Source organism: Sphingobacterium sp. WOUb80, from assembly GCF_050058145.1.
GTDB lineage: Bacteria > Bacteroidota > Bacteroidia > Sphingobacteriales > Sphingobacteriaceae > Sphingobacterium.
Genome location: NZ_CP165617.1, coordinates 3,124,681 through 3,149,302 on the forward strand (window position 1 = coordinate 3,124,681; position 24,622 = coordinate 3,149,302).

The window sequence follows — 24,622 nt, forward strand, 5'->3', positions numbered from 1 at the left end:
TTTTGAGGTAACCATTAAAAATCTAGGTTGAGGCTCAAGGAGAAAGTCCTTGATCGTGGGTAGAACGAACTGTCGAATCCACTCGGAACTTCAGGGTCCATACCGCTATATTTGCTCACAATAAAAACATTCTGAACGACTGCACCCACGCGTAAATTGGAGATCTTACCTACCTTACCAAAATTATAGTTCAGCGACAGGTTTTCCATTCGAAGGAAGGAAGCATTTTCGACATAGTAATCCGAGTAATACTGTCTGGTCTGAAATCCGGTATTAAAGTAATCCCGATGTAAGTTATTGATCGATGGGTCCACATATTGAACTGTCTCCCAAGCACTGAGGTTCATTTTTGTATTATTGAAGACATAATTCCCCAAATTTGCACGTAATGTCGTCGCCGCTGTCCATTTTTTATAGGTCAGCTGTGTATTGAATCCAAACAGCCATTTGGCCGCCGGCGACTGATAACGGTATAAGTCTTTTTCATTGATTGCTCCATCACCATTTAGATCCGCATATACGCCTTCTAAGGGTTTGCCAGCTTCGTTGTATAACTGTTTGTATACATAAAACATGTAAGGCTGATAGCCAGTTGTCAGGATCTGGATACCGCGGCCACTGACATTCGGTCCTACATAAGTTCCCACAGCATTCGCATCCTGCACCAATGCAATATTGGTCACTTTCGTATGCTGATTGGTGGCGTTTATATTAACTTCCCAACGCAGGTTATCTTTTTGGATAGGGACAGTATTCAATTGAAATTCGAAACCACTGCTTTCAACATTTCCGACGTTAATGGTTGCATTCTGGTCAAAGTTTGTTCCTGCTGCCACAGGGACATTGGCCAATAGATCATGTGTTTTTCTTGTGTAATATTCAATTGCACCTGATACCCTATTTTTCCACAGTCCGAAGTCCAAACCGTAATTAAATGCCTTGGTTGTTTCCCAGCGCAAATCCCGATTATAGACCGATGGGCGGTACACCAAATGATACTGGTCCCCAAAACGGTATTGCGCATAAGCTGTTCCCAGATTGTAGACTGGCAAATATTCATAGTTGCCTATGCCCTCCTGCTGCCCTGTTATACCGTAACTTGCGCGGAGCTTTAGATCATCCAGAAAAGCGATCCCTTTCATGAAAGACTCCTGCGAAAGGCGCCAGGCCAGAGCGACGGAAGGAAACGTTCCCCAGCGATTTTCGGGACTGAATCGCGATGTACCATCTTTCCGGACCGTCGCTGTCAATAAATAACGGCTGTCGTAATTGTAGTTGATCCGGCCGTACCAAGAGATGAGCGTATGGCGTTCATCAGATGCAATCGCCGTAGAACGTACATCGCCAGCTTCATTATAATACACTATCGGTGGGCGTCCTGCACTCCAATATTGATAATCGTGCCCTGCAGTCACGTCAATTGTACTTTTAATTTCTGAGAAGAACTTGTTATAATTTAGATAACCTGTAAACAATTTATTTTTTAGCGTCTGCTCATAACGGTCAAAAGCCCCTCCAATCGTAAAATTATTGGCTGCACTTGCCGGAATAAGATTAGATCCATTCCCTTTGGCATAGTCATAACCGAGTGTTACGTGCGCTTTTAATTCAGGCAGCAGATGGAACTTATAATCAAGGTCAAGGTTACCTACAGCCCTATTGACTGTACTACGGTGCTTTTCCTGACGGAGCAGCCCTAGCGGGTTGAGATTTGCGCCAGTTGCCGGGAGACCAGCATTGTCCAGACTCTCGTAATAGCCCCCATACGCATCTACCCCAGAGTAAACTGGCTGCGTCGGATTAAAAGCTACAGCAGACCATATCGCATCAGTATTGGCAAAACTGTTGTTGTTGCGGGCACCTTTAACATTCAAGTTCACGGTCAGATGTTTATTAAAAAATGTAGGATTTAGCACCAATGCCCCCGTCATGCGCTCCGTTTTGTCGGTCCGCAAAGTTCCCTGCTGATTATAGTAGCCAACGGAAGCACGAAAAGGCAAGCTCTTACCGATCTTTCCTTGTAGACTTAAGTTGTTATCCGTCCCCATGGCATCCTGAAAAACTTCATGCAACCAGTCTGTTGAGGCATTTCCCAACAGTGTTTTTTGCGCGGCAGTTCCTTTGCTATTGATCAGATTCGCAAATTCATCGCGCGACATCATATCAGCCACGCCCATAGCCTGCTGCATAGACACAATGGATGAAAAGGATAACCGTAAATCATCCCCCTTCCCTTTCTTTGTTGTAATCAGCAATACACCATTGGATGCACGCGATCCGTATATGGCTGTCGACGATGCATCTTTGAGCACCGTCATGCTTTCAATATCATTGGGATTGATCAGACTGAGAAAGTTGCCGCTATTGCCGCTAATGCCGCCAGTCTCCAAGGGTACCCCATCCAATACAATCAGTGGATCGTTGCTGGCACTTAAGGAGGCTCCCCCACGAATACGTATAGTACTCCCGGAAGAAGGGGAACCACTGTTAGACATCACCTGCACGCCGGCCGTTTTCCCATTGATCAGCTGTTCAGGAGACCCGACCAGTCCACTATTAAAATCCTTACTTCCCACCGTATTGACGGCACCCGTGAGATCCTTTTTGGTTGTACTTCCGTATCCTACGATCACCAGCTCCTCCAATACATTCCCCGCCGGCACCATATTGACATCCAAGGATGTTCCCTGTGCCGTCAAGGTTTGGCTGCTATAACCAACAATCGAGAAGGAGAGCTGGGATTTGCCTTTGGGCAATGAAATACGGTACGAACCATCGCTAGCGGTGGAAGTCCCCACCGCTGTTCCGGCCACCAACACCGTCACACCGGCCATCGCCTGCCCCTGTTCATTGCGGACGACCCCACGGACATCCTGTTGTTGCATCGGCCTGATCCACTTGCTCTCTCCTTTCGTTGCTGCGTATAGCTGCGTTTCCCCAAGACAGGATAGCAATGACAAGCCCAATAAACTTGTTTTAAATGCAAAACCCTTCATTTTTTTAGATTTATGTGTTTATAATTGTTTTCTTTCCCTTTATTTTATTCTTTACGCTCCTGTCAACCTTATTGATCAGTCCCGAAAACTCACTTGTCAATTCGTTCAGCCTTCGCAACGATCCGAAAAATGACGCCCCGAACAGTACATTGGCATTCTAAACGGAATGATTAGTTGCGTAAAAGCGCACTATACAGTTATTCTAGCCATATCGCTGCGATGGATAAAGTTGCGCCATCCATATTTTCCCCCGAGATAATGAGCTTTTCGATATCCCTTTTGTCAAATTGAATTGGAACCACCGGATTAAAAAAGCGTTCAAGAAAAACAGGGTAAGGAGCAGGAAGCAAAGCTGTCGGCACAAGCTGCAGATCCGCTAAATCAATACGGACCAATGTTTCGACATCTGATTCAGCATGCATCTTTTTTACGTAGGTATACCCCTTTTTTGTCACAAAGCCAGCTTTCAGCACCGGATTTTCCCCCTGATGTTTTAAGAGTATGCAAAGCTTTTTAGCGGCATTGAGCCCGGCAGGCCGTTCAAGAACCGCTGTTCTGATATCCTTTAGCCAAAAATACTTCACGCCTGGATCCTTGGCATGAAAGGTATACGTCCAAAAAGGGAGTTTTCCTAAATCCTGTTGCTGCCGTTCTGCAGTCATATAAGCGGTTTCGGGAATTGCGAAAGTTTCCAAAGAAGCTACTTTAGATAAGGATTCGAACAAAGTAACAGGAGCATGCTGCTCATACAGTCCGACCGTCCAATAACTATTGACCCGATAATCCCAGTCAAGCGGGGCACCGGCCTGGTTGTTAGGGTAAGTGAATTGCTTCCCACCGACAAACACTGTCGCGGTATATTTCAACTCATTGCCGCCTAACAGCGCTGCCGGAATCACCGCTTCATAGGTGCTGCTATCTTTGGGGATCAGCTTAATGTAGGGATTATGATCTTTCCAAAACGACACTTGATCCGTTTGTAAAATAATCGAATCGGGTTGTTTTTCAAAAATATAACGGAACTGCAGTTTGGCAGCGCGACCTTTTTCCAGCGCTTCGGGCTGCTGGTGTATCAATAAAGCTTGCTTCAGTGGTTGAGCTTTTGGCGCATAATATTCACCCAAATAGCCATTTTTCCAGGATGAAGAAACTGTCCAGTTATTTTTTAGCTGGAGATCCTTTCGTTTGAGGAGATACACACCTGGTTCAACACTGAAACTTGTTTTGGCTACCGAAATACCCGCTCCGCCACCATTTTGTTGCGAAAGCTGCTGCACAGTGAACATGTCGCCTAGATCAGGTATCCGAACATCGATCGTCTGCGACCGGTACAGGATATGCACCACCTCACGATTGAGGGATGGCTTAGCAAAAGGATCAGCGATTTTTTCTGCATCCGGCATCACTTCCAGACGCCATAGACCATCTTCCAGAAGATCCAAAAAATAAGCACCTGATCCCCGGTAATCCACCACCGGCGATGACCCATGACCAGCGATATGCTGCAATTTTTCTGGTTTTATAGGTTTTACTGCTGTATTATTCGTATAAAAATATTTATCTGGTGCATTCATCAAGGAGAGATCCTCTTCATAACTAACCCTAAAATCGCCAAATAAGGTATCCTGTGGATAGCGCTCAAATTTTTTATTTCTCGGTATGGCATAAGCCACCTCTGCAGCGATCATGGTACTCAGCGCTTTTGCCGGCGTATAGGCCAAATTGAGATAATGCGTCTGATATTCGGTATTGTAAGCTGCCATATCCATTGGATCGTAGGCAAACTGAGTAATCCACTGAAATCCTGCCGAACGGAATGTGCGACTCATGGCGGGATGCATGTAGCTGTAGAGATTATCCGCAGGATCATATTCATAGACTGCCTTTGCTTTATTGGCAAAGCCCTTCAAGTTTGAAAAAGGAATATCGTATTGATCGATGTAGGGCAGAAAGTTTCCCTGACGTTCACGTCCCGCAACCAGCCCCACAGGGTACCATTGATAAGTGGTCCCCTGGATATCAGCATCAAAATAAGCCTTTACATGATCCATATTATGGCTTACATTGTAGAAAATAGGTTTTTTGTTACCATTTTTCTTCATGGTCTTAACCATCCGGGCAATATAATCCGAAGTCGTCTGAATGGCTCCGGTATGACAAGGCTCATTATTGATCTCAAATCCAATGATGTAAGGGTCCGTCTGATAAGTATGCCCAGTATACGGGTTGACATGGCTAAGCAATTGACTGATGTATTTTTCCTGTGCAGCTATCGCTTGTGGATTGGCATGAACCTTACACTTATCGTAGTGGTAAGTAAATGCATCCGTATTTATATTTCTTTCGGGATAGCCATTTCCAAAGTTGGTCATTCCGGTAATCAGGATCCGGATGCCTCTCTCCTGGAGTTTAAAGAAAAGATAGTCCAACAAATCCAGGTGTTCATTGCTGATCAGGTTACCATTTTTATCAGAGATCTCCACATCCCAAATATGGATACGATAAGCATTATATCCCAAACGAGCAAAGTGGTAGACGTCGCGATCAATGGCCTGCTTACGATCTATCCCCTTAGCCTGTAGCGCCCGAAAGGCATGGGCAAAAGGAACTGTATAGTTGACGCCATAAAATGATGCCTCCGCTTTGGAGTCAGACCAGCGCATGACACCTTCACGATCTACAAAAACTGTGGGGACATTTTTACTGGCCTTAAATTGTGCATAGGACTTAGCGTAGCCCAAAAGAGCAAAGCAGCATAAAATAATTACACGCATGGATTGTATCGATTTATAATTTTTGGTTATTACTCTTACAAACCTATCAAACGGTATTATTTTTTAAGGCCACATATCGGACAAAGAACAACACAAATTGGACATCGCTATTTCTCCAGCACAGCAAACACCACTAAAAATCAAACACTTAAACAAAAGAATCCATATACACTTTTGGTGACATCCCAAATTCCGACTGAAAACATTTAGAGAAATAAGAGGCATTGGAGAATCCGACCATATACATCACTTCGGCAACGGTAAACTTCTGTTGCTGCAGTAAGAGCGCGGCTTTCTTGATACGAATGCTGCGTATATACTCCACAGGTGTATATCCTGTTAATTGTTTAATTTTACGATAGAGCTGTCTCGCAGCAACATCAGTGAGCTCACTGAGCCGCTGTACCGAGAATTCCGAATCGTCCATATTTTCTTCAATCAGCTGTGTCACGTTTGCCAGGAACTTTTCATCCGGCGAATGTACAGCAGCGGGTTCGGCTGGTTTACTGATTTCATCGATACGCAACTGCACGACAAGCTTATCTTTCCTATCCAAGAGCTGCAATAGCTGTATCTGCAGCAAGTCCAGATCGAAAGGTTTGGCCATGTAAGCATCTATTCCGGCAGCAACCCACTCGCGTCTGATGAGCTCATCGTTCTGTGCTGTCAGCAGCATGACCGGTATCGTTGCTGTGACGATATTTTGCCGCAGCCTTTTAACCATTTCAATTCCCCCCATAGTGGGCATCATGGCATCTGTCAGGATAATATCCGGCATAAAGATATGCCCGTCGATTAAACGTAAGCCTTCACTGCCGTCGCCAGCAATGCGGCAATCATAATGTACCTGCATGGCATTTTGTAAAAAATCAGCAAGTTCGGCATTATCTTCAATGATCAGCAATTTTCTTTTGCCTGCTGCCGGGGTACTTTCAGCAGGATCCTTATCGTTTATATTGTCCTGCCTCCAGCTGAGCGTCACGCTTGTGCCCTTTGGGTTGCTCGCGATATCAACACTCCAGCCCAACTGCTCACAATAACTTTTGACCAGGTATAGGCCAACACCGGTCCCCTGTACTGCACTCACTTCTTTCAGGGAAGAGCGGTAGAATTTGCTGAATACATAAGGCAGGTCTTCGGGAGCGATACCAATCCCAGTATCCCGAACGGCAAGCTTTATAGCCTCCCCAATTACTTCCAGTCGCAAGTCAACACGACCTTCAGGACGATTATACTTACAGGCATTGACAATCAAATTGTTGACAATCGATCCTAGCTTGGCTACATCCGTCTGTATAAAAAAGCTTTCTATAGTACTGACAAAGTCAAAATGGATGGTACTATACTCAGGCACCTGCTGCCAGTCAGCTATGAGCTGTCTGCAATAAGCAACCAGATCAATCTGAGAGGTAAGCAATCCCTGCAGCGGCATCTGCTGCTGTTCGACCTGATCAAAAGTCATCAATTCCTGAATAAGCTGGCTGATTTTTAAGGCATTTCGATGTACGCCATCCAACTGTTTCTTTTTATCACTGTTCTTTGTCTGTCGCATCATTTGGCTTACGGGAGCCAAAATCAGACTTAGCGGCGTTTTGAGCTCGTGCGATACAGCGGTCAAGAAGTCCATTTTCATCTTGGTGAGCTCCAGGACCTTCCGCCGTTCACGTCTTTCCCATTTTAACGTGCTGCGTACCCTGAAAAAATTGACAATCCAGAAGAGCAGGAAACCAGCAATGAGCACATAGAGACTTTTGGCCCAATAGGTCGCATACCAAGGATAACGGATCTGAATAGCGTAGGTATAAATTTCCGAAACAACATGGCCAGCAATATCTACTTTCGCCAGCTGAAGCTCGTAGCTACCCGAATTTAAGTTGGATAGAAGCACCTTGTTATCACCCCGTTCCATTGGAATCCAGGTTTCATTTTTACCTTTAAAAGCATAGGCCAAACGATAGCCCAAATGATTCCCATAATCCAGGTCGGAAAACTCGAGTCGGAGGTTATTCTGATCGTGCGCCAAGCTTATCTCGTTCCGATAACGCAAACCGTAGCCATAACTGCCAAATCGTTCATTATTGACATACATAGCGGTAAGCACGATCTTTTTGGACCTATCCAGATCCGTTGGTCCGTTTTGCGCAGGCAATAAGACCACCTCATCGATTCCACCCAAGACCACTTCCTCCCGTTCAGCATCGTAATACATCGAGGAGATCCGCTGTCCGTACCTTAATAATTCAGCTTTTAGACTCTGCTTATTAATCTGCCAGACCCCAGCACTTGTTGCCACCCAAATATTTTCGTTGACCTCGGCCATGGCAGTCACTTCCCCCTTCCCGACAGGATCAAAACGAACTAATGTGTTTTTTCCGTCTGCTGCAATCCGCCGCAATTCGCCATGCTCCCCTACCCAGATCGTATGCTCCCTATCTTTCAGCATAAAGGTTGCCTGATCCAGCGCATGCCCTGCGCTGTCTTTAAGTTCTGTTATTTTCCCTGTTGCCACCTCAATGCTGCTGATCCCTTTATTATAGAACAGCGCCAATATCTCCCCCCTTCCATTATCAACAATCTGATTGGCAAAATCTTCCAAAAGGCCATCAGCTTTACTGAAATTACGGTTTGCTATAACCGGGCCGGCCGCTTCCAACAGCCTATTTCTGCTGACAACAAATATTCCCCCCATATAAGAGGCGACCCAGAGATTATCCTGTCCATCCTGTAAGATATCATAGGACCATTTCGCATTTCGTCTGCCACTTGCATCGACAATTGTAAAGCTTTTAAATTGTTTGGTATGCGTATCAAACACATTGACACCACCGTCGGAGGCTATCCACACCAATCCCGAATGATCTTGAAATATATCCCGGATACGGTTGTGTGCTAGACGATAGGTTTTGGCATCCATGCGATACCAGTTGCTTTCCGTATTTTTATCGTCCAGTCCATGTACCCGAATCAAACCGTTGTCGCCCCCTAGCCAATACCAGCCAGTGCGATCCTTAGCAATCTTATAAAAACGATTACCGTCGCTGCTTGCTGTCAATTGATAGATGGGCAGTATTTTTTCCACCTTACGGTTGGACCATAAAGAAAAACCAAGGTCCGTGCCCAGCCAGATATTTTCAGACCGGTCCTTAAAGATACTCCATACGATATTATTAGCCAGCGAATTTCTATTGCGGGAATCATGCTTGATTCGCTGGACCAGCTGCTGAGCCGGTTGATAAGTAAAAAGGCCATCGTCTGTACCTACAAGCAAGGTATTTGAATCCTTGGAAGCCATCGCTTTGATGGGATGATTTTGCAGCACAGGAGTCTTCAGGAGGGTACGTTTTTTAGTATTATAGAGATAAAGGCCATACTCAGTCCCGACATAGGTACTTGCCGATGCCGGAATAGAAAATATAGAATTGACAAACTGGTTGCTCCCAGGTTTGTAATCGGGAAGCGTCAGGGATACGATATCTTTTTTCGCTGGATTCAACTCGAAAAGCCCATTGTACGTACCTATTAAAATTCTATCACCAACCTTATCAAGAGCGTATACAGCAGTTTTTGCTATATTCTTGGGGAAGAGCTTACCATAATCGACGAGTTCACGCGTTTTGGTATTATAGCAGTACAAACCAGCTATGGACCCTATCCATAAGGTGTCGCCAACGAGCAGCAGCGACCTGACATCTGAAGGACCCCCTGCCGGAAAAGATTCAAAACGGTCGAATTGATAATTATAGAGCAATACCCCCTGCCCTGTCCCCAATGCGAAATGTTTGCTATCAATCAGCGCAATGCAGTAAACAAAAGTCTGAAAAGGAGATTTCGTTCCCGTAAGCGGCTGCAGCGCATACCCATCGTAATTAAATAGTCCATTGTTGCTTCCCAGCCAAAGCATCCCCAGGCTATCCTGCGCAAATGAATGGACTGTATTTGCATTTGTTCCCAGAGAAATATTCCGAAAGGAAGGATAATCTAGCGATTGCCCGACGACAGCAGTACTGATCAAGGAACAGACAAGTAACCAATAGAAATAAAGAGATTGCATGTGTTATAAGCGCTATACCACAAACTTAATTAATTCTGTTGGAATACAGCCTATGCAATCTATTATCGCAATTGGAGCTCCACCCTTTTACCAGCCGGCAGTTCAACATCAAGCAGCCTGCCAGCATATTTAATCTGGCATTTTTGGCGTTTTTTGGCCTTTGCCCCTGCGCTCAGCAATTTTCCATCTGCCCATTTCAGATCAATTTCAATGGCTCCACGTGCCATCAGCCCCTTTATTTCACCATCTTTCCAGCTGTCGGGAAGTGCCGGAAGCAGTTCGATAAAATCTTCGTGGCTCTGCAGCAGCATCTCGGCCATGCCCGCGATCACCCCAAAGTTGCCGTCGATCTGAAACGGTGGGCATGCATCAAACAGATTATAGTAAGTACCCCCACCACCATCGTATTTGGTATCCATATCCACTGTAGGCCGCAATTGTTTATTAAGGAGTTTCAAAGCTCGATTGCCCTGATGCAAGCGCGCCCAAAGCGCGATCTTCCAAGCGTAGGTCCAGCCCACCCCATCGTCGCCCCGTTTTTCCAGCGATAGCTGTGCAGCTTTTGCCAGGTCGGGTGTACGGCTGACGGTGATCTCATTGCCCGGATAAAGGGCAAACAGGTGGGACAGATGACGGTGAGCAGGTTCTACCTCTTCAAACTCTTCGGCCCATTCCATCAGACGACCGTCGCGGCCGATTTTCGGACGGGACAATTTAGCCTTCGATGCCTGCAAGCGATTTAAAAACTCATCTTCTTTTAGTCCCAAGATCGCTGCCGAGTGAAGCGTATGGTCAAATAGATTATAAATAACCTCTTGATCATGTGAAGGTCCCATGCTGATCTGCGCCGTGGATCCGTCAGGTGCTTTAAAGGAATTCTCGGGTGAAGGTGACGGCCCCGAAACCAGTAGACCTGTTTTGGGGTCTGCCGCCAGCCAGTCCAGGTAAAAGGTCGAAGACCCTTTCAATATGGGGTAAGCCCAGCGCAGAAAATCTTTATCCTGCGTAAAAGCGTAATGCTCCCAAATATGCTGGGCTATCCAGGCCCCCGCACCGATGTGCATCCCCCAGCTGGCACTTTCTCCCGGAGAAGTATAACCCCAAACGTTCGTAATCGGATGCAGCGCCCATCCGTGCATACCATATTGAATCTGGGCGGTTTTGCTTCCCGGTGCTACAAGTGAAGCAATCAGGTCCATCAGCGGACGATGCGATTCAGATAGATTGGCCACTTCCGCAGGCCAGTAGTTCATCTGTACATTGATATCGGTATGATAGTCGCCATTCCACGGGGTCTGTATCTTGTTGGCCCAGATCCCCTGCAAGTTTGCCGGCAGCCCACCCGCTCTCGAAGAAGAAAGCAAAAGGTATCGGCCATACTGAAAATACAGGGGATATAAGGCCTGTTCATTTCCGGAACGGAAATTATTGGCCATTAGCTCATTGGTCGGAAGATTGGGGCTATCATTCCCCAACTGAAAAGTCACGCGTTCCATAAACGAAGAAAAGTCTTTGATATGACGATCCCTTAAAGTCGGATACGATTTGGCCATAGCCGATTTAATAATGCCGAGATGCTCTTTTTGATAATTGGTATTGGTATAATCCGGATAATGCTGCTTATAGTTTGTCTTTGCTGTTACGATAAGCGTTACGGCGTTGGCCCCTTTAATTTGCACCCCGTCTTTGGTCTGGCTGCTGATGCGTCCCCCTTCCAGGATGGGCGTCACCTGAGCCTCGTAACGCATACCATTTCCGCCCCTACCATTATTGAGCACACCAAACATGCGCAACCCATGCAATGCCGCTATTTCAGTTTCAAACCTTTCTGGCCGATCCAGATTGAAAAGCACATTGATTGCGGCGGCTTTATCAGCGGTCAGGCGTATTACGATTGCCTGATCGGGATGACTGGCAAAGATCTCACGGGTAAACCTGACCCCGTTTTGGACAAAAGAACTGGAAGCGATACCGTTTATCAGATCCAGTTCGCGGTGATAATCCTGGTATGGTGCATCTGTGCCAAAGTCCAGGCGTAGGTCACCCAAGGTCTGGAAGCAGCCAAAAGGCACATTGGCCCCATTACCACTTCCTGAGCCTTTTCCCTTTGTAATCTGGGTTTTATTAGTCAGTTCGGTCGCTTCCTTGTATTTCCCCTGAAAGAGCAGTTCACGGATCTTTGACAGGGACTGCGAGGCGGCAGGATTGTCGCCCTCATCAAAGCTGCCACTCCAAAGCGTCATTTCATTGAGCTGGATCCGTTCCCGGTTGACATCCCCAAAGACCATGGCCCCCAAGCTACCATTGCCAATAGGCAAGGCTTTTAACCATTCGGGATCACTTTCCCAACCATTTTTGGAGTCTACCGCCAGAGCATTTGCCGGCTGTTCGAACCAGATTTTGTTTTTTTTATTGACTTGGGTCTGCGCAACAGCAATTTCCACCGACAGCAGAAAACATAGTGCAATACCCGTACATATTCGGTTCAGGTTTATCATTGTTGTGTTCTATTTCATTGAGGTTTACGATTCGATTTAGGGATGCAATGCCAACTGTTCGCAATAGAAAAACACTCCATCCACGCCATATAGCCAAAAATAAGGATACCTATTTACAAACACTTACACTTTATTGCTCTTTTTAGATGCCCTATTAACCAAAATTGCTTGGCTTTTTTCAGCATCCGACTTTACACTTTCGCCCTTATATGGCTTCATCTGGATCAGGTTATTCCAGGAGCAAGTGCTAAGGAAACAGCATCAAAAAGTAATATTTTACATGATTTTAAGCTTTTAATACATGACTTTCTTTATTAAAAATGCTTCCTTTGAGTTACAATTTTAAATCTAGGATAGTAAGTCGACCTTATTAGGTGATTCATTCAAATATTTTAAGAATCTATGCGGCCAATTTATGCGAAAGCACTTTCAAATTTAGGAAACAGGATTTTTGAAATCCGACACGAAAATTGTCCTAATTTTCTTTCCGAATATCATTTTCACAGTGAATGCCAACTTACCTACATCATCAGGAGCAATGGTCAACGCTGCATAGGTGATCAGCTGGAAGACTTTGAAAGTGATGAATTGACTTTTATTGGTCCTGGCCTGCCTCACGTTTGGCACCCTGAGGATACAGTGGCCTCCGAAGGGCACAGCGCCGCTTCGATAACACTGATTTTCGATCCGGAAGGACTGCAGTCTTTTTGTCCCTTATTATTTGAAATATCTCAGCTCAATGACTTCCTGGAAAAATCGAGACAGGGCATGTTATTTTATGGAGAGACAAAAAATAAGTTAAAAAAAATACTGCGAAAAATGGTCTCTGCACCTGATATACAAAAAACGGTCTATCTCTTTAAATCATTAGCTATCCTACTTCATACCGAAGAATACAGGATACTCTCCGATAAGCTATATATCGATGGACTGCCCCTAAAGGACGGAGAAATTATTTTTAGTATATACAATTATGTTTTTGAAAATTTTAACGATGAAATTTCCCTAGATGAGGCCGCTAAGCTGGCGAATTTAACCAAACCGTCCTTTTGTCGATTTTTCAAAGCACGCACACGGAAAACATTCTCGAAATTTGTCAATGAAGTACGGATTAATGAAGCTTGCAGGCTTCTGGCCCGGGATGAAAACCCCATTACCCATATCGCTTACGCCTGTGGTTTCAACTCCTTGCCCAACTTCAACAAGTTCTTTAAAGCGATTAAAGGGATTACGCCTTCTGACTACAGAAGTCAGCTACTCACGAATAAAGGTTAACAAGCAGCTGACTTATCTAATTATACTCCCGATAAACGTCAGAAATAAAAAACCACGGCTAAGCACTTCACTTACATAATTTCCTATATTTATAGAACCTGCTGTTTACACAAGGACGGCCGTGATGACGACAAAACAAGTAGAGAAGCTGTAAAACCTATTCAAAACAGGCAGACATATTAACTTTAGACCAGACAATCGATGATATTAACCGACAGAACAATCCTGATAACCGGTGCCGATGGTGGAATTGCAACAGCAATTATCGCGAAGCTGATGACCAAAAACGTCAAGAAAATTTATGCGACAGGGCTCAATCTCGCTACGTTAAAAAGCAAGTTTGAGACCTTTGGCGATAAGATTGTCCCCCTTGAACTGGATATCACCAATACAGACAGCATCCGGGCCTGCGCTCAAAAATGTGCAGACACCGATCTACTGATCAACAATGCCGGAGTTGAGTTTAAAGTACCATTTCTGGAAGAAAAAGCAGGACAGGCTGCCTTGTTCGAAATGAAAGTGAATTACATTGGTGTCATTGAAATGATCAATCATTTTCTCCCCCATTTACTTCAACAGGAGCAGGGAGGCATTGTCAACATCCTTTCGATAGGAAGCCTTGCTGTGGTCAAACGACTGGGAACCTATTGTGCCTCGAAGACGGCCACACATATTCTGACAGAAACCATCCGTGAAGAACTATCCGAAAAGGGAATCAAAGTCATGGGCGTCTACATGGGCTATGTCAACACGGCAATGACACCCGAACAGACCGCATCGCCCAAAGCCGAGCCCAAAGACATTGCACAGGCGATTTGCCAGGGTATTGAAAACGATGAAGACCGGATCTACCCAGATCCCACCACAAGGACATTCGTGCGGGAAAACCCAATCAACACGCTGTTTTTTGACTAAAAAGTGCCCCAGAAAGCAGCTAACTTTCTGGGGCACTTTACAAGCTTCCTTTTTTAGTCCTCGGATTGCAATGGCATCGTTGGCGTTCCAGCTAGCTCACGCATCCAATTATTAAAATCCGCATCCGAAGGAATGTCAAACTTCTTGCGCAATCTATTTTTCCGGACCTGCACCGCCCTGATGGTCACAAAGGTATATTCCGAAATGTTTTTGGTCGAGAAGTTGAGAAAGGCCATGGCACAAAATTCCAGTTCGGTACTTCGAAGATTGGGATCGAGGGTTTTCAATGCCTGGATAAACTCGGGATATAGTTCGGTAAACAAGATCAAGAATTCCGGGTTATTGCTTTTAGCCAGCTCGATCAGATTATTGAATTTATTTTCGCCGATCTGCTCCGTCAGTTCCTTATTGATGGTTTCCGTTTCCTGCAGAGCTTCTTCTTTTTCATCCAAAATCTTGCGGTTATGCTTGTGTCGCCAGACAAAAAAAGCGATCGCAGCCAGCAACAGCGCTAATGCTGCCATAGCAATCGTCACTGACTTGGAGACCTTGGTATTCGACTCCTCATCTTTCAATTTCAGGATCTGGCTGAGCACCTGATCAACAACCTGCCTATTTTCACTTTCGAGAGAGTCATTAAGTCGGCTAAAGGCCATGTTATATTGATCAGCTTTCGCTTTGTCTACCTTGGTTCTCCGATAAAAATCAGCTAGCTCTCGGTAAGAATTCTTCATCCCATTTCTACTGCCGATCGCCCGCTTATTTGCTAAACTCCTTTCATAAAAATCTGCCGCTTGTCTCAAATTTCCCTTCTTTTCTTCTAGGGTACCAAGGGAAGAATAGGTATTTAGCACAACAGGTATTTTATATTTTTCCACAAGTGCCAGGGCTTTGTCGAGGTATTGTTGAGCCTTCAAAAAATCGTTTTTCTTCACATATAACTTCCCCAGGTTGTCATAAACCACGAGATAGCGGAAAACCTCCTTCTTTTCATCCTCACCCTTCAGGTTATTCAATAGAAGCTGATTATACTTTTCCACCGAATCTAGTTGACTGATCGCATCAAAAACAATACTTAGATTTTCGTAGGTAAATTGATAGGATTTTTTTTGTTTTTCGCCCGTGAGATTTTTGATCAGGCCCAGCTGCAGACGAAACTCCCGAATGGCCTGCTGATACAGCCTAAGCTCCCCATAGGCCCTTCCGCGCACCCGATGGACTTCGGACTGCGCAAGAATACCTTTCCTATAAAAATCCGTTTTTTCGACACTTTCAAGATGCTTCAGTCCTTCTTTAAAAAGCCCCACGGTCACAAGGCCTTCGGCTATCCAAGAATGGGCTTTCGCTTTACCTTCATCATAGTTTGTTTCGTTGGACAGATTAAGTGCTTTTATAGCTGTCTCTATATAGGGTAGCAATTGGCCGGTGTTAAATAATTCTCTTGTTTTATTCAACAGAGAATCAACTTCGTGCTTCTGGTGATCAACGGCAATTCCTTTAAACGCAAATAATATTAAAATTGAAAGGAGAAGGAGCTTTTTCATTGTATAGGTAGATTGTATCAAGTAGGTATTTATCCCCTTTATTTAAGGCAACTTATCGTCTTAAAGCAAAAGGTCGGCGCAAATCTAATAATTTTAAAACATTAAATCGATGCGAATTTAATTTTGCAATCCACTTATATTGACAACGATCTCCATTATAGTTATTAAAATAATATGTCATAAATAACAAGATCATCTATCTAAAATGTAAAACCGTATTTTCACATTCAAGCTAGGCCAATGCTGGCAAATTACTGCAGCAAGAACAAAATAACCATGTTGTATTGCATCAATCTATTCATAAAAGACAAAGATATTGACCCTTAAAAGAAACTAAGAAAATTTATCTATCACAAAAATATCACACATTATCTAAATATCTTTTTGTTTTCATTCATCCACGGTCAATCGAAAAAATTATAAAGAGTATGCCATTTTTTTTGTAGCCACAATAGCACTATGTTCCAATTCGGTGAATGGATTTGGCCGAATCTGATCGCGCATCCAATTATTAAAATCTATATCGGAAGCAATATTGAGTTTTTTGCGCAGTCTATTTTTGCGTATCTGAACTGCCCGGACCGTTACAAAAGTATATTGGGCAATATGTTTGGTTGAAAAATTCAGAAAGGTCAGGGCACAGAATTCCAGTTCTGAGCTACGGATTTTGGGGTTTATTGTCTTTAATGAAGCAACAAACTCGGGATAGATTTCATTAAACAAAGCCAAAAATTCGGCATCATTGTTCTTCGCTAAAGCAATTAAATTATTAAAGTTATTCCCTTCCATTTTGACATTTTTTTGCAGCAAATTCTATTCTATATTTCGTGTCTTGAGCCGAATCCCCCTTCTCAAAAGCTGATGGCTATTTTATACTTTCAGCGTGAACAAGCTGATGTAAGCAATTAAACTCGGCCTGGCCCGGTGACCCTGCCGAGTAAATCCAAATATATTATCACGGATCTTCACGCAAATTGATCCGGGGATAATTCAAATTAATATTTACAAGATTTAACAGCTTATTTTGCTATGTCCACATCCAGAAGATCAGCGTCCTAGATACCCTACCCGATTCTGCTTGACAAATATTTGTATTAAAAGAGAGAAACAAAAAAAACAGCCTTTCACATTAATATCACACTTTATAAAAACCTATAAAACAAATATTTAACAACACTAAAAAAGACATTCAAAATTTAAGTCCAAGAGTTAACACCAGGCCATTTGCATCAAGAACGAAAGATTTTCTTAGCATTGAAGAACTTATCCGAGGCTAACTGCTTACTTATTTAGAAGACTTTTGACCAATCCAGGTCACCGACGCAAAACCTCGAGCCGCAATATAGAAGCTATGAAAACGGATAAAAAACAGGATATAGATTAAAGAAAAAAATTATCCAAAAAAAATTCCGTCCCTATGAAGCGAGTAATCTAATCGCAATGAATGAAAAATCAATGTCCGATTGCATCTTAAAAAAGCAAAACCAAACAACAAAACACTAAAAAACAAGCAATTAATAACACGTGTGATATTTTTGTGATAAAAATGTGATAGCATCATATTCTTATTATATTTTCAATCCAAACTATCTTTGTGGCAGAGAACAAGCTGTGTCTGGGTCGATCGCGCCCGTCTATCTACGATATAAATCACAGTTGCATTGGGAATTATTTAATTAAAGAGAAATTAACATAAACAACATATTTAGTTCATCACAAACTACGACAAGCCATTGAAATCTCAACTAACGAAAACCATTTACAAAATATAGATGCATAGATCCTTCACTGCGCGCTATGTACAACTTCGTAAATGTTAATATCATAAACCAAATAATATTGCAAACATGAAAAAAAGAACTGAAAAAAAGACCTACCTACGCCCCATGATTGAACAGTCGAAGGTGGAAATGGAAGAAGGGATTGCTGCCGGATCAGTTGGATCGGCCCAACCAGGAGGCGGATCAGGCGTTTCCGAAACAGATTGGAACAGCGGCGGAACAGAAACCAAGGATCCGAATGGCGGTGAATGGTGGAATTAACAACAATCAAAAACTTTTAACAACAATTATGAAAAAAATGTATCAGATCACAAAGATAAAATTCGCCTCGATTATCCTGCTCGCCCTTGCTGTTTCCTGCAGTAAGGATAAAGCTGGAGAGACAGTCAATCTGAATAAAGCTGGGATAAAACTAACCTTAACAGAAGGTGAATTCGTAAGTAACGAAACACCTGTTACCAAAGCTTCAACAAGCGGCAATACTGTAGCGAACCCCTTTAACCTCACCAAAGAAGTGCAGTCGGGCCCATTTACCATTACAGCAGAACTTACAGAAACCACTCCTGCAAGTTCAGGCCTTAAAGCATCCAACAACAAAGCCGCAACCAAGCTATTATCTTTGCGTGGAGCTGTAAGGTATCGGATTGTCGCTTTTGAAACGGATGGAACCTATGTTGACCAGGCCGTTGGTGATGCTTCTAACGCTAATCAGGTATTTTTCGGCGATAAATTGATTGTCGGACACAAGTATAATTTCTTTATCTATTCGGTGGGTTCCACAACTCAGGATCCCGAACCGGTCAATGCAGGAACAAATATGTACCTCGCCAATGACGCTCAAGGCCTTCGCCCATCATTTAATTATAATGATGATGGCGGGGATTATATGTGTGCCGTTGAAAAGGATGTGACCATTCTCGGTAACAATACGCCTACGCCTTTAACGACACCATTGCAGCATATGTTTACCCGTGTAACGATCCAGGTAGACAATAGTGATGCGACAGGTACTTTCGGTCAGGCTGACTACAAAAAGGGTGGCTATAACTCTGAGGTCGCTGTCAACGGCAGTATCGATTATTCCAATGGAATGATCGCTGCTCCAGTGATCGATATGAGCACGGGTAAAGTAGCAAGCGGCCTAAACCAGGCATCTGATTTTCTGCCGCTGCAAAATGTAGGTGTTACGCCAAAAACGGTTCTGGTTAACCAGCTTGGCATTTCCAACTTTTCACTTAGCTTAAACATTAACGCTGGTAGCATTAAAATTGGACATGATATCAATCAAAGTGACGCCAATTTCAGTTTCTCGGACGGTGGCCAGGGATTAAAACCAGGCTATTCTTATACGTTAAAACTTCGTTTTAATAGCGATCGGTATGTCAATGCGTCCAATGTAACCAAAAGTGCAACGGCTGCAGACGCGCGCTATGCTGTCATCGGCGGATACCGTTGGGACCGCTTCAATCTAGGGGTAAATAATACGAATCCTGCACTAAACAATCCGGATGTTGTTCCATCTATCCAAGCGCTCTACGGAAGCTATTACCAATGGGGACGTCAAGCACCTGTCGCAAATGCATATAGCGGTGACGGGGCAATGACAGGCTGGAATACAACAGCTGCGGCAGATGGCTCCTGGAACAGTGGTACAGCGACAGCACCTTTAAAAGCAGCGACAGATCCATGTGGCACCGGAGATCGCGTTCCTAGTCCAGCGGAGTACACACTGCTGGGCAATAATACACGCCATACTTCCATTGGAAACTGGACCAATTTTAACGGCAATACGACCGTTGGGCTTTCAGACTTTACAGCAGCACATATTATGACCAGTAAAAAGAGCAGCGATATTAAATTAAGCTTTCCTGCAGCGGGCCATAGAAATCCATCCAACGGAGCGCAGTTAATCAGACAGAGCTCTGCAATTTACTGGTTAAATACAGAAGTTGGCGGAAATAATAACGCAAGACAAGGCCGTGGCTTTACAGCATCCTGGGATACATCGAATTATCTTAAAACTGCGGGCTATCCCGTACGCTGTATCCAGGACAAATAGTCGTCCAGGTAGCATACGCACGTAATTAATAGCCGTAATCCTATTTTTTGAATTATATATCTACCATAAACTTCCTTTTGGGAGCAATGGCTCTAAAAGCTCGGCACGGATGATCCATCGCCGGGCTTTTTCTCACTCACCGAACTCACTGCAGTTTCACTAGCTGGATTGAACCGTATCGCTAACTATACCTATAAGGATGATGAAATCAGAAACTAGAGGTGCTCAAATCACAAAGCAATACTTGCTATTTTTGGACAAGCATATTGATGATGTGTTCCAGGGACAGGCCATGGAATTTATGGCAATCAACAAGATCGCCCGAGAGATCGCCGTTTCGCCTAAGCATCTCAGTTATACCGTTCAGAAAGAAAAAGGAAAGCATCCTGGTTATTTTTATAACCTCAAAATTATCGCAAAGGCGAAAGAACTCCTCATCAATTCCCCATTCTCTATCGCAAAAATTTCGTTGCTATTGACTTACGATGCCTCGAACTTTTCAAAGTTCTTTAAAAAATGTACCGGGGAAACTCCGGGCAGTTTTCGAAAAAAACAGCATGCAGATTTATAAACCGTGATCTGCTGTATCTCAGCTCCCTATTCAATGGGCACAGCAGTTTCGATCTCATTGGACCGGCGCCAATGATCATCGTGAAAGTAATATTCCACGATTTTTCTGTCTCCATGCTCCCAATCATTCAGTTTTTCTTCCAGATCAAAATAATAGACTAGTCCCGCATCTTCTTTCACCAGCGCCATCTGTACGAGCGGATTCAGCAATTGTTTACTTTTCAGCAGCCCCCACTTTATATCGGGTGTTGCTTTGGATTTGAGGTAATCGCCCATCACCGCAATATAATTCAATTTATATTTTTCAAAATTCTTCTTGTCGGCTAAAAAGGCATAAATCTGATCGATTTCCGCGGCAGTAGCTGTTGCCGATTCTATTCCTGCCGCTTGCAGGAGTTCCTTTTTCAGTGCAGGGACAAAAGTATTTAAATGATCCATTTTTTCCCTATTATTGAAATAGAAGCGGTTCAGCGTCCCATCTATGGGAAAGATTTCCTTCTGGATCCAGCTTTCCATTAATACACTGTCTTTGGTTAAGATTGCTTTACTGAATGGGTTCAGCGGTAGGATAATAAAGGTTTGCTGGTATTTATAGACCTGTGCATTATTAAATTCGATCGATTTCAGGAATGTAGCCTCCTTGTTTGATGACATATCATTGGCCGTTGCCCATTCGACCATGCGATAAGTCGGAAGCTGTGCCTTTGATTCCATGGTCAGTAAATAGAAAATTAAGAAAATAAGTCCAAACGCTTTCATAAAAAACAATACGATTAAAAATAGGGTCACTGAAATTCAGAACTAAAAATAGTTTATTTCGAGGACTTTTATGCATTATCGAACTTTTAGAAACGTGTTCCACGGCTTAACCAAAAAGTGTGATAGCAATGTGATACCTCTGTGTTGACCTTTTTTTTACGTCTCCATTATCTTTGTCAAACGAGATCATCGGATCTAATTCAACAATAATTGAAAGTATAATTGGAGCAAGCTGCTACAATTTCGACGAGCAACGATATCTTGTAAAACCTTAAAATTGAACTAAATGGGAAAAATAACTGACTTTGATCTGGCTACACTGGTATCAAACAGGGTCACAGAACTTCTTGATTTAACGGGATTAACTTTAAAAGATTTAGCCAAATTTACAGGATTATCCTATTCGACATTGAGAAGTGCCCTTAAAAAGTCCATTTCGCTCACCATTGATACTTTTTCAAGGCTATGCAAATCTTTTGGAATTGATTTGTCCGATTTCTTCAATCCTGAAAAAATATTGTCTATTGACGATCGCCTGCTTGAGCAGCTGACCACATTTCAGGCTGTCCCTGGTACAGCAATCGGACAGCAGGGTGCCGAATTCGCGCACACGACACCACAAAACAACATAAATACCAAACTCAAGGAACAGCGTGAGTTTCTGGCGCAGATCATCTACAATTCTGATTACTTTTCGACGACCCGCACGATCGAACAAATGGTAACTGATTTTAAAAAGAAATATCAAACACCTATCAGGGCCGAGCGCCTAACTGTCCTACTCAAAAAATATGTGGGACTCGGACTACTGGATAAAAAAGTTTTGCCTCGAAAAAAACGTGATCCTTTAGATTCACGCAGACCCTACCTCTATTCTAAAAATATTCCGGCGTTGAACACTTTATCCTGATCGACCCAACGTGCAGCCAAGACACTCTTTTGGTCATATAAAAATCAACATTGGAAAAAAAGGCTAGGCCAACCACGAACCGTGCTTTCTCTTTAGATTAAAACGTCCCGAATAACAGAAGGGCACCTTAAATAGGCGCCCTTCTGCTGTCGTTCTTATTTTGAATATCTTTACTATTGTGGATAATAATGCTGCTCTATAGCTTTGATCTGCTCCAGTATCTGTGGCGTACTTCTTTCGGCCGCAATCTCCATTAATTTTTTGAAAAAGAGTTCCGTCGGTTGGAATTTATACCCCATGTCGGCCGAAAGCTGATCAAAATGCTGACGGATCGTTTCCGGATCTTTTAAGGCATTTCGCACATTCCAGCGATAAGGTGCGAATATAAACCGTAACCCATCGTTATTACCCGGCAACGGAACCGTGCCGTGGTCGTCTTCCTCATAAAATGCATATTTCCATTGCAGATTGGCCAATCGTCCCTGTTCCAGTAAAGTCTTGAATTTGCCAATAGCTATTTCATGTTCATCATCTTTGACGTTGCGCACACGTGCATTGTTGGCCTGCGCCAGAAAAAGCCGTATCCCCTTAAAATCCTGCTGAGTATTTTCACTTTTCCTGATCAGCAGTTCACTGTCCCACCAGAGGCTCGGATCATTCGCGATATAGGCATTGAACAGTGGTGCTTCAAGCAAGTTATTGATGGCTGCTAGTCCGCCAAATGAATGCCCTATCAATACTTTAAAGCCATTGGACCGGTAATTCTTTTCTATAAAAGGGAACAGCTCCTTACTGATAAAATCCATGAAAGCCGCATTGCCGCCGCTCCCTTTAAAACCGGCCTGCCGTTTGCCGGAAAATGCCTTTTCCTTTGCAGTCGCAGTCGGTGTCAGATCACGCGTACGGTCGGTGTTTGTAATCCCTACCAGAATAGCCTGTGGAAGAATGCCGAAAGGTTCGCGGCTCAGGTAATGGTACATGGAGGATAGATAGTTGAAATTGGTCTCGCCATCGAGTATATAGATAACGGGATACCTTGTCTTTTGACCATCTTCATAACCTTCCGGCACCGAAATCAATAGGTTACGTTCCTCTTTCAATATGTCCGATTGCAGCGGCGTTTTTACGCCGATCGCAATTTCCTGTCCTGTTACCGGGCTCAGCAGTAAAACGCCTAACAGCGCCATCATGTAGGGTATAATTTTCATTATCATATCATCAATAACTAAAAAAACGGAGCCGATAACGATCGACTCCGTCCGACAAATAATGCTACTCACAATGCGTAACATTGTGCATAACCTGCAATTCTATTTCTTTTTTCTGCGCCCCCACCAGATTAGAAAACCGGTAATTGGGAGCGATGTGGCCACTATACCGGCCACAAAGGTAGATAATTTACCAAATTGTCCCCACCATTGTCCCATATGGAGCTGCCACACATAGTTCTCCACTTTCTCGTGGATCTCCTCAGGCTGGGCTACAGCGATACGGGCGCCGTTATACTTATCAAATACAGCGATATCCATATTTTCGGTACTCTTTAAACCGGAGGTTCCCCCAGAAAATACATAAGCACCCGATTTTTCAAGTCTGTAAATCCAGATACCGATATTTTTCTTGGCCGCATATTCCTTTTCGAAAAGCTGGTCGACAAAAGGCACCATATCCAGTCCTGTTTTTCCTTTGATAGCTTTAGGAAGCTTTTCGACCACATGGGCAGTCGATCCACCGGCAAGTTTTACCGTCAGATCGCCCAGCGGATGAAAGAATATAATCAATCCCGTCGCACTTAATACAACACACAAGATCAGAGAATAAAATCCATATACATTGTGAAGATCGTAATTGAGTCGTTTGAATCTAGCCTTCCACTTGATCGTAAAACTTGCCTGCCGAGTGGTCTTATTCCAACGACTGGGCCACCAGAGTAACAGTCCAGTGATGGAGCTGATCAAAAAGATTACGGTCGAAATGGCAACTATCCATCCACCGATCTTTCCCGCCAGCAAGCTGGAATGCAGGTGTGCCGTGATATAGAAAAAATAGATGGTCGTATCTACCTTGAGCACCTCAGCCGTATAGGGATCTATGTAAAGATGTGCCAATTTTTTGGTCTTGCCATCAAATACCCTTGCACGCACCGACCGCTTGGGATCCTTGAAAAACACAAGTTCCGAAATCGCCAGGTCAGGGCTACTTTTTTTGATGGATGCCAATAACACTTCACTCGTCACCTTCTGCGCTTTGACTTCCTTGACAAAACGCGCATCGCCCGCACAGAGATCCATGATTTCGTCACCATAGACAATGATTACACCTGTAAGACATACAAACACCAGTATCAGACCGGAGACTATGCTTGGCCAAAGATGTATCCACGAAACAAAGCGCATAAAAAGTGTCTTTCCTTTGCGCTTGGGGACCTGGTCCACTGCGGCAGGCCGGGGTTTCAATTTGGGGGTATACGTTGCCATCTCTCTTTTCTTT

15 protein-coding genes are annotated in these 24,622 nt (G+C 43.7%); 6 read left to right on the forward strand and 9 right to left on the reverse strand.

Going from position 1 to position 24,622, the window contains the following annotated elements:
• Window positions 1-14 precede the first annotated feature (14 nt).
• The 4 genes from AB1Z56_RS13170 to AB1Z56_RS13185 all read right to left on the reverse strand — a co-directional run bounded on the left by AB1Z56_RS13170 (window position 15) and on the right by AB1Z56_RS13185 (window position 12,319).
• Window positions 15-2,996 (reverse strand): SusC/RagA family TonB-linked outer membrane protein, encoded by a 2,982-nt coding sequence (locus AB1Z56_RS13170; RefSeq protein WP_426792280.1) that lies wholly within the window; start codon window positions 2,994-2,996, stop codon window positions 15-17.
• Between the two features lie 197 nt (window positions 2,997-3,193).
• On the reverse strand, window positions 3,194-5,770 hold the full coding sequence (locus AB1Z56_RS13175) for a hypothetical protein (protein WP_426792281.1): 2,577 nt from the start codon (window positions 5,768-5,770) through the stop codon (window positions 3,194-3,196).
• Between the two features lie 148 nt (window positions 5,771-5,918).
• Complete coding sequence (locus tag AB1Z56_RS13180; RefSeq protein ID WP_426792282.1) at window positions 5,919-9,821, reverse strand: hybrid sensor histidine kinase/response regulator transcription factor; 3,903 nt, start codon at window positions 9,819-9,821, stop codon at window positions 5,919-5,921.
• Between the two features lie 62 nt (window positions 9,822-9,883).
• Window positions 9,884-12,319 carry a glycoside hydrolase family 95 protein gene (locus tag AB1Z56_RS13185; RefSeq protein WP_426792283.1) on the reverse strand — a complete coding sequence of 812 codons (2,436 nt, stop codon included), beginning with the start codon at window positions 12,317-12,319 and terminating at the stop codon, window positions 9,884-9,886.
• Window positions 12,320-12,721: 402 nt separating this feature from the next.
• Between AB1Z56_RS13185 and AB1Z56_RS13190 the strand changes: the two genes are divergently transcribed.
• Both AB1Z56_RS13190 and AB1Z56_RS13195 read left to right on the forward strand, forming a co-directional pair.
• A complete protein-coding gene (locus AB1Z56_RS13190) occupies window positions 12,722-13,594 on the forward strand; it encodes a helix-turn-helix domain-containing protein (RefSeq protein WP_426792284.1) in 873 nt (290 codons plus the stop codon).
• Window positions 13,595-13,795: 201 nt separating this feature from the next.
• Complete coding sequence (locus AB1Z56_RS13195) at window positions 13,796-14,509, forward strand: SDR family NAD(P)-dependent oxidoreductase (protein ID WP_426792285.1); 714 nt, start codon at window positions 13,796-13,798, stop codon at window positions 14,507-14,509.
• Window positions 14,510-14,562: 53 nt separating this feature from the next.
• On the opposite strand, the gene AB1Z56_RS13200 is transcribed toward AB1Z56_RS13195, so the two are convergent.
• Together AB1Z56_RS13200 and AB1Z56_RS13205 are read right to left on the reverse strand one after the other, a co-directional pair.
• Entirely contained in the window at window positions 14,563-16,053 is a 1,491-nt protein-coding gene (locus AB1Z56_RS13200) for a transcriptional regulator (RefSeq protein WP_426792286.1), read from the reverse strand.
• Window positions 16,054-16,470: 417 nt separating this feature from the next.
• Window positions 16,471-16,842: a helix-turn-helix transcriptional regulator gene (locus tag AB1Z56_RS13205; protein ID WP_309362802.1), complete on the reverse strand. Its 372-nt coding sequence runs from the start codon at window positions 16,840-16,842 to the stop codon at window positions 16,471-16,473.
• A 1,058-nt stretch (window positions 16,843-17,900) separates the two neighbouring features.
• Here AB1Z56_RS13205 and AB1Z56_RS13210 point away from each other — a divergent pair.
• From AB1Z56_RS13210 to AB1Z56_RS13220, 3 genes are all read left to right on the forward strand, one after another.
• Entirely contained in the window at window positions 17,901-18,095 is a 195-nt protein-coding gene (locus tag AB1Z56_RS13210; protein WP_309362801.1) for a hypothetical protein, read from the forward strand.
• Window positions 18,096-18,123: 28 nt separating this feature from the next.
• Window positions 18,124-19,893: a hypothetical protein gene (locus AB1Z56_RS13215; RefSeq protein ID WP_426792287.1), complete on the forward strand. Its 1,770-nt coding sequence runs from the start codon at window positions 18,124-18,126 to the stop codon at window positions 19,891-19,893.
• Between the two features lie 199 nt (window positions 19,894-20,092).
• Window positions 20,093-20,464: a helix-turn-helix domain-containing protein gene (locus tag AB1Z56_RS13220; protein WP_309362799.1), complete on the forward strand. Its 372-nt coding sequence runs from the start codon at window positions 20,093-20,095 to the stop codon at window positions 20,462-20,464.
• Between the two features lie 26 nt (window positions 20,465-20,490).
• Here the strand turns inward: AB1Z56_RS13220 and AB1Z56_RS13225 are convergent, their stop codons facing one another.
• Complete coding sequence (locus tag AB1Z56_RS13225; protein WP_426792288.1) at window positions 20,491-21,177, reverse strand: hypothetical protein; 687 nt, start codon at window positions 21,175-21,177, stop codon at window positions 20,491-20,493.
• Between the two features lie 331 nt (window positions 21,178-21,508).
• Here AB1Z56_RS13225 and AB1Z56_RS13230 point away from each other — a divergent pair, with 331 nt between their 5' ends.
• Window positions 21,509-22,132: a helix-turn-helix domain-containing protein gene (locus AB1Z56_RS13230; RefSeq protein ID WP_309362797.1), complete on the forward strand. Its 624-nt coding sequence runs from the start codon at window positions 21,509-21,511 to the stop codon at window positions 22,130-22,132.
• Between the two features lie 173 nt (window positions 22,133-22,305).
• Here AB1Z56_RS13230 and AB1Z56_RS13235 read toward each other — a convergent pair whose 3' ends face one another.
• Together AB1Z56_RS13235 and AB1Z56_RS13240 are read right to left on the reverse strand one after the other, a co-directional pair.
• Window positions 22,306-23,346, reverse strand: coding sequence for an alpha/beta hydrolase (locus AB1Z56_RS13235; RefSeq protein WP_426792289.1), 1,041 nt, complete (start codon window positions 23,344-23,346; stop codon window positions 22,306-22,308).
• A gap of 96 nt (window positions 23,347-23,442) precedes the next feature.
• Complete coding sequence (locus tag AB1Z56_RS13240; protein ID WP_309362795.1) at window positions 23,443-24,609, reverse strand: PepSY-associated TM helix domain-containing protein; 1,167 nt, start codon at window positions 24,607-24,609, stop codon at window positions 23,443-23,445.
• Window positions 24,610-24,622 lie beyond the last annotated feature (13 nt).

Coding starts and splice junctions, on each gene's coding strand:
- AB1Z56_RS13170 (WP_426792280.1), bottom strand. CDS start 2,996: ATGAAGGGTTTTGCATTTAAAACAAGTTTATTGGGCTTGTCATTGCTA.
- AB1Z56_RS13175 (WP_426792281.1), bottom strand. CDS start 5,770: ATGCGTGTAATTATTTTATGCTGCTTTGCTCTTTTGGGCTACGCTAAG.
- AB1Z56_RS13180 (WP_426792282.1), bottom strand. CDS start 9,821: ATGCAATCTCTTTATTTCTATTGGTTACTTGTCTGTTCCTTGATCAGT.
- AB1Z56_RS13185 (WP_426792283.1), bottom strand. CDS start 12,319: ATGATAAACCTGAACCGAATATGTACGGGTATTGCACTATGTTTTCTG.
- AB1Z56_RS13190 (WP_426792284.1), top strand. CDS start 12,722: ATGCGGCCAATTTATGCGAAAGCACTTTCAAATTTAGGAAACAGGATT.
- AB1Z56_RS13195 (WP_426792285.1), top strand. CDS start 13,796: ATGATATTAACCGACAGAACAATCCTGATAACCGGTGCCGATGGTGGA.
- AB1Z56_RS13200 (WP_426792286.1), bottom strand. CDS start 16,053: ATGAAAAAGCTCCTTCTCCTTTCAATTTTAATATTATTTGCGTTTAAA.
- AB1Z56_RS13205 (WP_309362802.1), bottom strand. CDS start 16,842: ATGGAAGGGAATAACTTTAATAATTTAATTGCTTTAGCGAAGAACAAT.
- AB1Z56_RS13210 (WP_309362801.1), top strand. CDS start 17,901: ATGAAAAAAAGAACTGAAAAAAAGACCTACCTACGCCCCATGATTGAA.
- AB1Z56_RS13215 (WP_426792287.1), top strand. CDS start 18,124: ATGAAAAAAATGTATCAGATCACAAAGATAAAATTCGCCTCGATTATC.
- AB1Z56_RS13220 (WP_309362799.1), top strand. CDS start 20,093: ATGATGAAATCAGAAACTAGAGGTGCTCAAATCACAAAGCAATACTTG.
- AB1Z56_RS13225 (WP_426792288.1), bottom strand. CDS start 21,177: ATGGAATCAAAGGCACAGCTTCCGACTTATCGCATGGTCGAATGGGCA.
- AB1Z56_RS13230 (WP_309362797.1), top strand. CDS start 21,509: ATGGGAAAAATAACTGACTTTGATCTGGCTACACTGGTATCAAACAGG.
- AB1Z56_RS13235 (WP_426792289.1), bottom strand. CDS start 23,346: ATGATAATGAAAATTATACCCTACATGATGGCGCTGTTAGGCGTTTTA.
- AB1Z56_RS13240 (WP_309362795.1), bottom strand. CDS start 24,609: ATGGCAACGTATACCCCCAAATTGAAACCCCGGCCTGCCGCAGTGGAC.